General features: G+C 40.2%; 11 protein-coding genes. 2 read left to right on the top strand and 9 right to left on the bottom strand.

Annotated elements, in window-relative coordinates:
• Window positions 1–10: 10 nt before the first annotated feature.
• Window positions 11–604, bottom strand: a complete 594-nt coding sequence (locus tag P2W73_RS23190; RefSeq protein ID WP_276504485.1) for an HD domain-containing protein — start codon at window positions 602–604, stop codon at window positions 11–13.
• A gap of 137 nt (window positions 605–741) precedes the next feature.
• Here P2W73_RS23190 and P2W73_RS23185 point away from each other — a divergent pair, with 137 nt between their 5' ends.
• The gene (locus P2W73_RS23185; RefSeq protein WP_276504484.1) at window positions 742–1,182 is read left to right on the top strand and encodes a hypothetical protein; all 441 of its coding nucleotides are present in this window, start codon (window positions 742–744) and stop codon (window positions 1,180–1,182) included.
• A 94-nt stretch (window positions 1,183–1,276) separates the two neighbouring features.
• Here P2W73_RS23185 and P2W73_RS23180 read toward each other — a convergent pair whose 3' ends face one another.
• The 3 genes from P2W73_RS23180 to P2W73_RS23170 form a co-directional block, all read right to left on the bottom strand.
• Window positions 1,277–1,777, bottom strand: coding sequence for an RNA polymerase sigma factor (locus P2W73_RS23180; RefSeq protein WP_276504483.1), 501 nt, complete (start codon window positions 1,775–1,777; stop codon window positions 1,277–1,279).
• A 131-nt stretch (window positions 1,778–1,908) separates the two neighbouring features.
• On the bottom strand, window positions 1,909–2,652 hold the full coding sequence (locus P2W73_RS23175; protein WP_276504482.1) for a tyrosine-protein phosphatase: 744 nt from the start codon (window positions 2,650–2,652) through the stop codon (window positions 1,909–1,911).
• 298 nt (window positions 2,653–2,950) lie between these two features.
• Window positions 2,951–4,144 carry a glycosyltransferase gene (locus tag P2W73_RS23170; protein ID WP_276504481.1) on the bottom strand — a complete coding sequence of 398 codons (1,194 nt, stop codon included), beginning with the start codon at window positions 4,142–4,144 and terminating at the stop codon, window positions 2,951–2,953.
• Between the two features lie 120 nt (window positions 4,145–4,264).
• Here P2W73_RS23170 and P2W73_RS23165 point away from each other — a divergent pair, with 120 nt between their 5' ends.
• Window positions 4,265–5,620, top strand: a complete 1,356-nt coding sequence (locus tag P2W73_RS23165) for a hypothetical protein (protein ID WP_276504480.1) — start codon at window positions 4,265–4,267, stop codon at window positions 5,618–5,620.
• A 68-nt stretch (window positions 5,621–5,688) separates the two neighbouring features.
• On the opposite strand, the gene P2W73_RS23160 is transcribed toward P2W73_RS23165, so the two are convergent.
• The 5 genes from P2W73_RS23160 to P2W73_RS23140 form a co-directional block, all read right to left on the bottom strand.
• On the bottom strand, window positions 5,689–6,954 hold the full coding sequence (locus P2W73_RS23160) for a glycosyltransferase family 4 protein (RefSeq protein WP_276504479.1): 1,266 nt from the start codon (window positions 6,952–6,954) through the stop codon (window positions 5,689–5,691).
• Entirely contained in the window at window positions 6,951–8,078 is a 1,128-nt protein-coding gene (locus P2W73_RS23155) for an SDR family NAD(P)-dependent oxidoreductase (RefSeq protein ID WP_276504478.1), read from the bottom strand. Before P2W73_RS23155 ends, P2W73_RS23160 begins: the two co-directional genes overlap by 4 nt.
• 101 nt (window positions 8,079–8,179) lie before the next feature.
• Entirely contained in the window at window positions 8,180–9,418 is a 1,239-nt protein-coding gene (locus P2W73_RS23150; RefSeq protein WP_276504477.1) for a glycosyltransferase, read from the bottom strand.
• 267 nt (window positions 9,419–9,685) lie between these two features.
• Window positions 9,686–12,079 carry a DUF4838 domain-containing protein gene (locus P2W73_RS23145; RefSeq protein ID WP_276504476.1) on the bottom strand — a complete coding sequence of 798 codons (2,394 nt, stop codon included), beginning with the start codon at window positions 12,077–12,079 and terminating at the stop codon, window positions 9,686–9,688.
• A 3-nt stretch (window positions 12,080–12,082) separates the two neighbouring features.
• Window positions 12,083–13,216, bottom strand: a complete 1,134-nt coding sequence (locus P2W73_RS23140; protein ID WP_276504475.1) for a glycosyltransferase family 4 protein — start codon at window positions 13,214–13,216, stop codon at window positions 12,083–12,085.
• Window positions 13,217–13,243: the final 27 nt, after the last annotated feature.

Raw genomic sequence — 13,243 nt, 5'->3', positions numbered from 1 at the left:
GATTTGCATATTATTTTAATACTTTTTGTTTTAGGGCTTGCAGATGTTTCATTTTTAAAGGGTGGCGATTTTGCAAAGATGTGCCGGTAAAATATCTGTGACTTTCAAAAAAACTTACCTGCATATCATCCCAATCCTGCTCTGTTTTGATTATGCCATATACCAGGAATTCATCTTTTAGGGTTTCACTGATTGGTTTAAAATCATCCCGGCCAAGATAATCGAGGTCGGCATCGCACAAAATCTTTTCAGGAAGATTATGTGGAGTTTGTGGAACCTTTGTGGCCCTGATCATTCCTTTGATCATTTCAATATCCCGTTTGGTAAGATCAGGATCCCTGACATATTCTTCCATGATGCGACAGGACTCTTCTTCATGTCCCTTGTAAGTGTGAAGAAAGCCGGTATCATGAAAAAGGGCGGCAATCTTTATCAGCAGAAGCAACTTAGGATCAGCAATGCCTTCAGTCAATGCAATACGTTGTGCTTGCTCCAGTACGTCTTCCGTATGTGCCAGGCAATGATAAGTCAACCGTTGATCCAGGTCAGTACGTAAAAGTTCCAGTATAGTTGATTTCAATTGCAGAAATCCGGACTCAGTCATAAAAATATTGCTGTACTAAATATAGTACTTCTGATTTTAAGTTTTCAATTAAATAAAATAGTATTTCTCCGGCACTGTACCGGGCCATCATTTTATCTGAAATTTATTTTTATCTTTCTTTCAATAATAAAAAAGCTATGGCAGTAAAAACATCCGGTCAGCCTTCCGCATTTCTCACCTTTCCATGGGGGCTGCTTTCTATCGTCCTGATACTTGTACTCAATCTTGCATTAAGCGATAGCTGGTTTGGAAGTAATTGGAGTTGGATAACACTGGTGCTGATTATCCCTGCGGCTATTTTTGAAAATTTCAAGGTGGGTTATTCCACCATGCGCATCATGTTTATGAAAGTAGTGTACTCACTTCTTTCTTTTTTGTTGGTGGGGATGGCGTTTGGAGCTGCGCTGGCAGGTTGGCACCTTGAAAAATTTCAGCACATCACCAATATTGAAAAAGTGAGATTGCCCTGGTACGTGCTGTTGGCACTAACAGTGATGCTGCTGATACAGGTCGCCCAGTTATTTAGTATGCTTAAAGCCGTCAAGAGAGAGTTTATGCAGATGGATCCTGATCAATAACAGGATCATCAGTATAAAATAAGAAACCGGTAAAACCCAAAGCATCCTGATTAGTTGCTAAAGGTTCTACCGGTCTTGATAAAAAATTTAATCTCTAATACCGCGTAAGACGATCTTTCAAAAGCTTACGGGCAAAGTGGATCCTGCTTTTTACTGTTCCTAATGGCTCTCCCAACAGGTCAGCTATTTCCTGGTATTTGTATCCTTCGAAATACAAACGAAAAGGAATTTTGAATATTTCCGGTAATTGATGAACTGCTTCATTGATTTCTTTCATCCGCAAACTGCTTTCAGCCCCATTGCTGATAGTAGCTTGTTTATTGTTGATCAGGTAATCATTGGCAGAGTTATCAAGTACAGTTTTTTGCTTTGCCTTACGCCTGTAATCATTAATAAAAATATTGCGCATGATAGTGAATAACCATGCTTTAATATTTGTTCCTGCATTATACTTCTCGTGATTAGCAAGGGCCTTAAACAAAGTCTCCTGGTAAAGGTCATTAGCAGCTTCTGAATCTTTGGTAAGATTTACCGCAAATGGCTTGAGAAAGTCAGCATTGTCGAGCAGCATGTCATTAAATTCGGTTGTGGCCATGTCCATCCATTTTTATCAAATTTACTAAATAGGCATCATGTCCCTGCAAAATTCAGTGTTTTAACATTAAAATAGCAGGTAATTCTGGCTATACCGCAAAAAGTCTACCAGACAGTAAAATGGCCAAATTGCTATAATTGGTGATTGATAAGCCGACCCGATTCTATCAATCGTTGTAAAGACGCCGTCATTTCGACATGTTTTAACTGCTCCAGGTGGCTGATATGGTGAAGATCCGTTCCTAAAAGGTCATAAAAATCGTGCTGCAGCAGGTATTCCGCCAGTTCCCTGACGGAACGACCATAATAATTACTTAGAGCCAGGATATTTAATTGGAACAGGCATCCGATATCTTTCAACTCCCGGTAAAATTCTTTATTCCGTTGCAGGTACACATAGCGTTCGGGATGAGCTATAATCGGTTGGTAGCCCTGCATTTGCAGATCAAACAAAATATCTTTTATGTTCAGCGATGGAAAGGCCATGGAAAATTCGGTGAGTACTTTATTACCACTTACAGTCAATAAGGGTTCTTTTCTATTCAGTAGTTCTTCCACATGTTCATCCAAAAAATATTCAGCCGCGGCATGTATTTCAACATCAATACCTACCTTTTTTACAGCGTCTCTCAGCTCTGCCAGCTTTGCATTGATAATAGCCGGCGTATTGCGGTACATATCCCAAATAATATGGGGCGTGGTGATTAGCTTGGTATAACCTAACTCCCTCATCCCCCGGATCAGTTCCAGCGAGGTCTCTATATCACCTGCGCCATCATCTATTCCCGGAAGCAGATGCGAATGCATATCTGCTTTCAGTATAGAAAAGTCAAATTTTCCACTCTTGCTTTTCTTCCTTGAAAAAAGGTTGAACATTATTTTTTTAGATTAGGTAGAACGTTCTTCTTGCTATTGTAGTCCTGGCCTCGAAAAAAAGACGTTAAGAAAATTGCGTAGTAAACCGTTAAAAAGCCGGCGTTGTTTGAGCCAACAGTATCTTCCTTTCTGAGATATCTGGCGGCGAGTTCGCCGGGTTTAGGTTTACGAAGAAATTTTTAGTCATTTTTTCGTCCCGATAGCTATCGGGTGACTTTTTTTGTTACTTTTTTGCGTCAAGGCAAAAAAGTAAAAAGTTAATACTGTACTGTGTTGGCGAATACAATACCTAATCCTGCTATTTTTTGAGCCTTAATAATTCGTTGTACAAAGCGGACATATCAGTAACCAGCCGGCGGTAACTATACCTTGAAGTTACATATCCCTCGCCAGCTCTACCTAATTTACATCGTAACTCCTGATCTTCCACCAGTCGTAAAAGGTTTTTACAAAACGTTTTGCTGTCATTGATGTCAGACAACAGTCCGGTCTCTTCGTCCCTGACCACATCTTCGATTCCACCCACCCGGGTTGAAACAACAGGTTTGCCTGCCGCCTGTGCCTCTATTAAACTTACCGGCGTCCCTTCATTGAAAGAAGTCAGCGCCACGATATCTGAGCCTGCATTGATCCGGTCAATATCACTTCGCCACGATGTAAACACCAGCGGCTTTTCATGCACTGTATCCTTTTCTGTGGTGAAAGCTATACCTAACTCGCCTGCCTTTGCTTCCAATTGCTTTCTTGACTCGCCATCACCGACAATAAATGCTTTTATCCTTTGCTGGCTATTTTGCAACACATAATGAAGGCCCTCCAAAAACAACGAGTGATTCTTAATAGGCACTAACCTGCCGGTTATTGTGATGACTATTTCATCATCACTTAAATTAAAGGAAGACCGGAAACTTTGCCTTTTCTCTTCCCGGCCGTTTTGAAATTTATCCAGGTCAAGGCCCAGTGGCACCACCCTGAATTTTTCATCGGGTGCAATATTAAAATCCTGCGTCAGCTCCTTTCGCTGTTGCTCGCTGATGGCAATGATAGCGTCGGTTTTCCTTCCCAGCCTGCGCTCAATATTGATAAAGACCTTTGTCTTCAACGGGTGAAAATAGGAATGAAACACATGGCCATGATAGGTATGAACAATGACCGGCACATTCATAGCCTTTGCAGCCATCCGGCCGATAGCCCCCGGCTTTGCGGCATGTGAATGCAAAATATCGGGTTTGAAATCGGCTATCAACCTCTTCATTTTTTTATAGGCAACATAGTCTTTACGCGGATCGATCGACCTCCCCATCTCAGGGATATAGACCGGTTTAATCCCGAGCTGATCGGTTACAAAGCTGGCGTCTTTCTCATGATCTTCCCGCTCACCCACCACCAGCATGGTTTCAAACTCTGGCGACATATATTTGGTTAAATAGCTGGCATTTAATAAAGGACCACCGATGGCAAGGCGGTTGAGGATACGAAGTATACGGGGCATGTTTTTACTTTTTACTGAAAGCTTTGCAGCGAAGTTGATTAAATTGCGGCCATATGCCAGTTTTCTTTTTGTTACTGGGTTGGTAAGTCATTGGTATAGAATAATCAACTAGCGAAATTTATGCAATATATCACTATACTGGACTATATTATCCTGCCGTTTATTCTGTTGCTTGTTTATGCGCTTGCATATAACAAAAGAAACAAAAAATATCCCCATGGCCACCCCTGGCGGAAGTATTACATTCCAGCGCTAAGTGTTAAAATATTTGGCGCCATCTTTATTGGCATGATCTACCAATATTATTACGGCGCTGGTGATACGTTTAATTATTTCCGGTTTGGTAAGGTTATCAATAGCTCAATAAATGATTCATTTATCAAATGGGTGAATCTACTGCTGCATATTCCCGGCTACTACGATGTCGGCTATTACGAGTACACTTCGCAAATACCCTGGTATAATACTCCCACGAATTATATAGTGTGTGCAATTACTGCATTCATCAGTTTCCTCACTGGCGGCACTTATTTACCGGCCGCCGTTATTTTCGCTTACATATCTTTTAGCGGTGTTTGGGCGCTGTTCCGAACATTTGCCTCATTATATCCCCGTTTGACCAGGCCTATATCATTCGCGGTGCTATTTATTCCCAGTACCTTCATCTGGGGTTCGGGCATTTTTAAAGACACTATTTGTATGTTCGGGCTTGGATGGCTCACCTATGCTTGCAGCCGCTTCCTGATTCAAAAGGACTTTAGTCTTAAAAACGTCCTAATTGCAAGTTGTAGTTTAATCCTGGTAGCGAAGATAAAAGTGTACATTTTACTAGGCTTTTTGCCAGCCCTCGCAATGTGGATTCTTTTTGTTTATACACAAAAGATTAAATCCTATGCAGTAAGACTTACGTTAAAACTGGGCATCATCCTCATAATTTTAGGCGGTAGTAGCTTTTTTTTAGATTCCCTGGGAGAGGAATATCTGGGCAGGTATTCTCTCGAAAATATTGAGAATACGGCAGAAGGCACCCGCCGGTGGATTACTTACTCATCGGGAGATGAGGGATCAAGTTATAGTTTAGGTGATTTTGCACCCACTACCGCAGGTATGTTGGCTCAATTTCCTTTAGCCGTAAATGTTACTTTATTCCGGCCCTATTTATGGGAATCTGGAAAAATCATTGTGCTTTTATCTGCAATAGAGGCGGCACTTTTTTTACTACTGACGTTGAAAGTAATGTTTATCGTAGGTTTAAAACGCACATGGACAACGATCAGCAAAAATCCTACAATTCAATTCTGCCTGATCTTTTCGATCATTTTCGCTTTCGCAGTGGGAGTAACCTCCTATAATTTCGGAGCATTGTCAAGATACAAAATACCGGCCTTACCATTTTACGCACTGGCCATGCTCCTGATCTATTACCAAAGCGGTGTGACAAAAGGAAAACCCCTTTTTAAATTTTTGGGTATTTGACTTTGAAATTCATTTAGAGGCGATTTTTTACCTCCATCAGTTCTCTTCATTATTTCAATTTTGTCCGTTCATCGTAGGGATCTGTTAGGCAGACTAAGTTCAGCTTCTTCAAGTAACACATTTATTGCTGTACTGTAAGTCAGGTGTTGTCGTATATACTCAATATTGCCCTGGTACTTTTTTAATAATAGGCTCTCATTCTCTAAACCCCTTTGTATGGCTTTCGCTAACGATTCAACATCGGATGGAATAAACATTAATGAAAGCTTTTCGTCCTGATTGATTTCTTTCACGCTTTCAAAGGCGCCATTTACAACAATCTTTTCGGCTATAAGCGCATCCAGGTATTTAACATGTATGATTAGCTGTGAATAAACATTATCCCTATCCGGACAAACTATTATATTAGCAATACTCTGGTAGGTTCTTAAATCCTTATACGGCACTCTGCCTGCCAAATAGATATTATCCATGCCTTGCGCCTGTATTATTTCTTCGCACTCTTTATAAGTTGGCCCATCTCCTACCAGCAATAATTTTAAACGCTTATCATTTAACATTGAAATGGCCCGGATAAGATCAGGTACGCCGCCCGTCTTTTTAAATACTCCCGCAAAAAAAATCACTTTATCAGTTTCACTTATTTTAAACCTCTGCTTTAAACTTTGCTGGAGATCAAAATCCACGTCTGTATTTAATTGCTTTTTATCAAGCACATAGGGTAAAATATAGCTTTTCTTAGCTCTGGTGCATGGAATGGATTGCCAGTAATAATTTTGCATGGCTTTACTTGCATATATCAACCCTTGAGCTTTCTTAAATACTTTATAGTCCAAAAACTTTGCACCGAGATATTTAAAATACAGTGCGATCTTTTTTTTACCGGAATCCGCTGTGCGATACTGATAATCAAATTCCAATACGGCAACCCCATGCAAATCATTTATATAACCACCAATAAGGCCGTTCCGGTTTAGCCAATATCCAATTGAATTATCCAGGTATTCAAAAAAATATACAGTTGAGTTTTTATACGGAATGAATAAATACTTTAATCGCTGAAAAAGAGGCCGGAAAAACCAATTCAAAAGAAAAGGTGATGCAAAACCAATGATACTTTGCATTGTTCGCTTCGCTTTAGGATTGATGCGAAAATTTATCTGGACATGTTTAATCGAGGGATGAAACAGCTCAAATCTTGTAGTGTTTGAGATGAAAGTGACTGGGTGCCCCTTTTCTGCCAGTTCATTCATTATACCCAGCATACGTATGGTACCCCCGCCGTCTTTGGCAAAATCATTTGCTGAAAAAAAAATAAAATCCTTTCCTGTCATTTAAATAATCCTTTTGCTTCCATTTCCTTAATGGACTTACTGAATTTATCTTGTTCTACTTTTTGGCCCTTTACCCATTGTGAAAACAGCGTTGCTCCTTTATTAAAATCAAACTCTGGCGTAAATTCTAATAAACTTTTTATTTTGGTTAAATCAGCAAAATTATGCCTGATATCACCAAGCCTAAAATTTCCTGAAACGATCAGCTCAACGTTCTTTTCATACTGTTGATTCAAAATAGTCGCCACCTCTAACACACTTGTTTGTATGCCGCTGCCAACATTCAGGGATTGATAATTCGCTTCTTCCTTTTCTATGCCCAGTGCGGTTGCACGAACTACGTCATCGATAAATACAAAGTCCCGGCTTTCCCTTCCATCTTCAAAAATGTTTATGTTGTTACCATTTCTGATTTGAGTAGAAAATATGGACAGGATGCCTGTATAAGGATTTTTTAAAGACTGACCCGGACCATAAACATTCTGATAACGAAAAGCAACTGCAGGAAGCCCTATCGATTTACAAACGTTTAATACCATTTGTTCCTGGTTCTGCTTTGTTATACCATAAACGGAGGACGGGTGAATTTTTGAATTCTCGTCGGTAGGCCTGATAGAGATACTTTTATTACAAATAGGACATTTTGGCTCATAATCGCCCTTTTGTAAATTGCTTTCACTTCTTTCGCCGGGATACACATCGCCATGGCTTGAACAAAAATATTTGCCTTCACCATAGATGGCTCTTGATGAAGCAACGATAACCTTTTCAACCGAATGCCGGTTATTTACCAGGTAGTCAAGGAAGATTGCTGTCCCATTAATATTAACATCAACATATTTCTGAATCTCGTACATGGATTGTCCTGTTCCTGTTTCAGCGGCTAAGTGAACTACTATTTGCTGATTATCCAACGCCTTGTCCCAGTCAACCCTGTTTCTTACATCTCCTTTTATAAAATCGATGTCACCAGTTATTCTTTTCGGCAGTACAGGCTCTTGTCCATGTATCTGCTCAGAAAGATTATCCAGTATACGAACATTATATCCTTTTTTCAGAAGGTCAAGTGCCAGGTTGGAGCCTATAAAACCTGCGCCCCCCGTTATTAATACGTTCTTTTTCATATAAATTTTATTTACTACCAGTAACCAAAGAGCAAAGCAGAAAAATAATTTTCGTCCGTTTTCAGAATACCTCAAAACTTAAGACAAAAGATTTTCCTGTATCATTTTATCATTTGCTTATAAACCGATTCATACAGGCTAATCCCATTGGAAAGCGAAAAAAAATCAAAAGCCCCCTTCCGAATTTCCGACCTGTCAAATACCGCGGTCCGTAATTCTTCAATTATTTTATCGTAGGCTATCGTGCTAAATTCTCTGATAACGTATCCCGCTGATGACTTTTCCACTATCTCAGATGTATCGCCTATCCCGTCATTACAAACCACAGGGATGCCCATCGCCATTATCTCCCCTTGCTTCACAGGCGATGATGCTTTTTTCGAAAAGACAGGTTTAATAAAAAACAAGCTGAACTTGCTGAGTGATAAATATATTGGAACTTCTTTCCTTTGTACCTTTTTAACTCTCAAATGACTTACATCTACATTTGCTGATTCAGCAGCTTTCTGAATCATCAATTCCGATTCGTGTGTAAGTATCATAAAATAAGAATCGGGCTCAGCAAGTTGGTACCTTTTCACAAAAGCGAGCATTTCATCCAACATATACCACGTACCTACTGAACCCAGGTAAGAAATAACAGTCGCTCCAACAGGTATTTTCAGGGAATTATATGCTTCAATTTTTTGTTGTTCAATTATTGTCGTGGGGTCGAATATTTCAATATCCACACAGCAAGGAATAACAGTAATGGGTGCAAGCGGAAAATTAACCTTCCAGGATAATATTTCCTTTTTAGCGTTATCGGTCAGGCTTATTATATGATCTGATTGTCGTAAAAATTGTCTTTCCTTTTTTTTGAAATATTTATAGATCAGCCTGTACAACGGATTCGATAACGACCATAAGCCGCCCTCCACCCTTTCATCAGCCCAAAAACTCCGCATATCAAATAAAAATGGAATGGAAAATTTCTTCTTTAAATGCAGACCTGCAAGTGCAGCAATATAACTGCGGCAGTGAATCAGTGAAAACCGGTATTCATTAGCCAGTTTTTCGGTTAATTTTTTCATCCGCTCTACATCCTTGAAAGTTGACCACACAGGCGGCTTGGCTGTATAAGAAAGAGGATGCCAAATGATACCCGACTCATGGCAATATTCCTTAATGAAATCACCCAGCTGCGCAAAATTTTTGGCTTTTTCAAAACTTACTAACACAAATTTATATTGGCCCGTTTTGCTAAGACCATTCAAATATGGTAACACTTGCGACTGGCCTAATGGGTCGGTCATGCCGGTATAAGACAGATATAAAACTTCCCTTACGTTATTCTTCATAAAGTAATTAATAATTTGAATCCGTATTCAAAAAAAGAAATACGGTGAATTTAAAACACACCTCTTTTACACGCATATCAAAAAAAACGAAAATCCCGACTTTTGCTTTAGGCTGAGGCTAACCAGTGAAGCGATATATCACGGCAATCGATAATCTTGAACTGGTATTGGCCTGTTTCAGAAAGTCTTTTTAAATAGCCCAGTACCTACGTTTGACCCAAGGGATCTGTCATGCCGGTGTATGACAGGTATAAAACTTTTTTCATCTCAGTCTTTAAGAACTACCAAAAACTCCGGTGCAATACCCACAAATGGCAACAAGCCTTCCAGGTAAAAAGTCCCGCTTTGTCTCTCTAACTTCCATATACCTTTTTCACCTTCCTGCACCTGGATGGTAAAAATTCCTTTCTTCTTTTGAAGATCAATTACTCTTCCTGCGGGGCTGCGGAGTGTCATCGCGCCTTCATTCTTTATGCGGAATTCTTTTTCATAATTGACAGCAAACACAAGCCAATTCCGGCTGAATGTCCACGCCTTACTTTGTACACTGGCCACAATAGCATACGACACATTACCGGACACACTCACGGTAAAACCATTTTTTGCGTCATCGATCACGGCAATATAAACACCGGGCTGAAGCGATTCAAGTGATATGGGTTTCATTGGCTTCGAAGGCTGAACGGTATCACTCAGCAAAGGCGTTCCAGCTATACTTAAATCTTCCTGGTAAGGATAGATGTTTAATCGAAGTGACTTGTATTGATGCGCCTTTATAAGACCGCTTGATAAATTAATAAACGCATTGTCGCCATGTATTTGCAAAACCACTCTATGAATACCACGTAGCTTCAGTTGCGGCGAAGTTTTCAGATTATGCGATGAAACCTGACTAAGCCTTTGCTGTGCCCTTTTTTTAAATTGGGTTGCACCAGGCAAGGCTACCAGTTTTGTCTTTTCCTGGCGGTTCAATAAATTCAGGTCTCCATAGAAGTTTCGCCTGGTTTCTTCTTGCCCGAGAGGCTGATTATTCTTTTTCCATTTCGCGTTAGGGTCGTTAAAGCGCATATTAGCCTTGCCTGCGACAGCAGCATTGGCAATACGCCTGAACAGGGGATAACTGGCTACAATACCTTTGTCTTGCACGCGATAAGCGTAATTCAGTAATCCAATTAAATTTTCATCCGTACTATCCGCTTTCCATTTTTTGAAAAGATAAACGTAGTGCAGGTATTGTTTTACCTGGTCAATGCGGTCTTGCGTAGCGGCATTAATATCTTTTTTAGAAGCTTTTTCGAGCAATTTGCTCCAGTCGTAAAGATCTCCGTCCTGGGGAACAGGCTGCGTATATTTTTGCCAGGCTTTGAACAGTTCTTCCATTTCGTCCTCTGCTTCTCCAAACATGTTCGCAAAAAATTCGTCCTGGATTTTATCAGCATCGGCATCAATATTCCATAATAATTGAGCCGCTATATAATGGCCTGGTCCCCTGCTGATCCAACCAATATTTGTTTCAGCAGAAAAAAATCGAATCCCTCTTTTGTGATAATCCTTTAATAGATTCACATACGCAAGTTTACTTCCTTTCGGTTGACCGGGCATATCCCAATCCCAGGCCATCACTCCATAATAATCCCTTATACCCACCCCCGCGCCTTTCTTCTTCCACAGATCCATCAACTCATCCGTGCGATAAGCAGACTGATTTAATGTAGTGGCTACCAAAACAACGATATTAGGTTCCAGTGAAAACTTCGGTGGCGCCGCATGAAGATTATAGGCATACAGCCCAATTTTAATGGAAGGATATTTTTCCCACACGGCGCTGGCCACTTTGTTGGCAAGATAAAATGCCTGCTCACTCGGTCCGCCGATCTTCAGCGATGCAGGGCTTGTGGAAAATCCACCGCCATCTGAAGGATCCATGGAGATCATAGACGGCAATTTACCTGTTTGTTGTAGCCTCTTTTCAATTTGTGTGAATGCATCCTTTATAACCAAATTCACTAATTCATCATTTGCTACTTCAAACTTTGGATTCGGCGGTATCTTACCCTTTGAAACTTTTTGAGCGAAATACTCCGGGTGCTGTAAAAACGTTATTTTATTGCGATTCACGATGCCATCGTAAGAATGGCCGGTATTTACTTCTTCACCTCCGAGCAAATTGGCCTGGAACCATTCGTTATAATCAGCATCCGCTTTATCTGATCCAGTTCCATATGCATACCAGATACGACGATGTGAAAAGGATGGTACGACTGTTCTTTCCATCGCCTTGAATGCTGACTCAAGCCTCGGAACAAACTGCCAGCTCTCGCCAGGAAAATAGTAGCGATAACCGAGTTGACCAAGATACCAGTAGGCGCCATTTCTTAAACCTTCGTTTGAACCGCTTTTTATCTCAATTATTCTATTCTTAACGCATATATAAAAAGCGTCAGATGGTGCATCGGAAAGATTGTAATTTTTTAAATTGGCTTGCGTCAGCAACTGAAGCTGAATATTATCAGCATCGGCGTTGATCCCCCCCTTGCGCAACTCTTTGTGAAAAAGCATTACAATTTTTGAAATGTCATTTTTCTGCTGTGAATAAGCAAGCAAAAATGAGAATACCAAAAATTTTGCTAATACTATTCTTTTTATAAAATCTGTCTTCATCATTTATGTTAACAACGCCTCAAATTTTTTGATATAACTATTAAACGAGAATCGCTTTTCATACTCCTCTCTTAAATAAGCCGGGTCCAATTGAGACGTCGGAAATTTAGACAAAACAGACAGCACAACGTTTAAGCAGGATTCAGGATTACCGGCTTCAAACACATAGCCATTTTGCCCATCTTTAAACACTTCTTTCAGCCCCCCGGTATTCGATGCGATCACCGTTTTACCAAGCATCAGCGCTTCGATGCCAACAATACCCAGCCCTTCTGAAATGGAGGGAATGATGACCAGGTCCGCATCAGCAATACGCGAAAGCAGGTCGTCATTGCTGAGAAATCCTGTTATAGATACGTACTGTTGTAATTGATGCTTGTTAGTAAACTCTTCAATCTTCTCTTGCAAATTTCCGCCGCCTGCAATTTCCAAATTGACTGGTTGGTTTAATTCTTTAACAATCCTTTTAAACACTTCGAGAAAAAAAAGATGGCCTTTGGCCGGGTGTAACCTGCCTGGCAATATAAGTTTTAAATTCTTGCCTGGCTCGCCTACGCTATTTTTGCTTCTCAGAGGGCCTCTATCCGGTACTGCGTTATAAAGCACCACCGGGTTTTTAACCACGAAATGTGATGCAATATTTTCCTTAACAGACTCTGAAATACAAACAGAAATATCATCAGTTTTTTTAGCAAGTATCTTTTGCAGCCAGTTAAATATTTTTTTTGGGGCCGAGTCTAATGGACTCGCGTCGTATTGCATAGAATGATGATACACAACCAACTTCACTACTGGCATTTTACGTTTAACCAACCTACCCCAAAAATGAGCCAATGGTAAATGGGCTACGATATTTTTGATATTATTTTTTCTGGTAAAACCAGTTAACTGTTGCTGATGACGCCAGGCAAATGAAAGCGCAGCAGAGTTAAGAACGGAATGATTTGACTGAAAAATAATTAATTGTTCTGGCGATAATGCAAGTAGCTTGATCAATGAAGCTTCATTTTTGTCGGACAGGATAGCAACGAAGCATTGCCAACCATTATCTTTCAACCATTTTACCTGCTGAAGCAGTAACATCTCCGCACCACCGTACTGAAGACTTGGGATAATAAATAAAATGCTCTTTTTCATCTGCGCTTTTCGTCACTGTGAGCGTTC

The sequence above is a fragment of the Terrimonas pollutisoli genome, assembly GCF_029360765.1.
Lineage (GTDB): Bacteria > Bacteroidota > Bacteroidia > Chitinophagales > Chitinophagaceae > Terrimonas_B > Terrimonas_B pollutisoli.
Note: the sequence above shows the minus strand (reverse complement) of the source record. Positions and strands in the feature narration are given on the sequence as shown.

Excerpts from the sequence above, each read along its gene's own strand:
- P2W73_RS23160 (WP_276504479.1), bottom strand. The coding sequence starts at position 6,954 with ATGACAGGAAAGGATTTTATTTTTTTTTCAGCAAATGATTTTGCCAAA.
- P2W73_RS23190 (WP_276504485.1), bottom strand. The coding sequence starts at position 604 with ATGACTGAGTCCGGATTTCTGCAATTGAAATCAACTATACTGGAACTT.
- P2W73_RS23175 (WP_276504482.1), bottom strand. The coding sequence starts at position 2,652 with ATGTTCAACCTTTTTTCAAGGAAGAAAAGCAAGAGTGGAAAATTTGAC.
- P2W73_RS23150 (WP_276504477.1), bottom strand. The coding sequence starts at position 9,418 with ATGAAGAATAACGTAAGGGAAGTTTTATATCTGTCTTATACCGGCATG.
- P2W73_RS23155 (WP_276504478.1), bottom strand. The coding sequence starts at position 8,078 with ATGAAAAAGAACGTATTAATAACGGGGGGCGCAGGTTTTATAGGCTCC.
- P2W73_RS23165 (WP_276504480.1), top strand. The coding sequence starts at position 4,265 with ATGCAATATATCACTATACTGGACTATATTATCCTGCCGTTTATTCTG.
- P2W73_RS23185 (WP_276504484.1), top strand. The coding sequence starts at position 742 with ATGGCAGTAAAAACATCCGGTCAGCCTTCCGCATTTCTCACCTTTCCA.
- P2W73_RS23170 (WP_276504481.1), bottom strand. The coding sequence starts at position 4,144 with ATGCCCCGTATACTTCGTATCCTCAACCGCCTTGCCATCGGTGGTCCT.
- P2W73_RS23145 (WP_276504476.1), bottom strand. The coding sequence starts at position 12,079 with ATGAAGACAGATTTTATAAAAAGAATAGTATTAGCAAAATTTTTGGTA.
- P2W73_RS23180 (WP_276504483.1), bottom strand. The coding sequence starts at position 1,777 with ATGGCCACAACCGAATTTAATGACATGCTGCTCGACAATGCTGACTTT.
- P2W73_RS23140 (WP_276504475.1), bottom strand. The coding sequence starts at position 13,216 with ATGAAAAAGAGCATTTTATTTATTATCCCAAGTCTTCAGTACGGTGGT.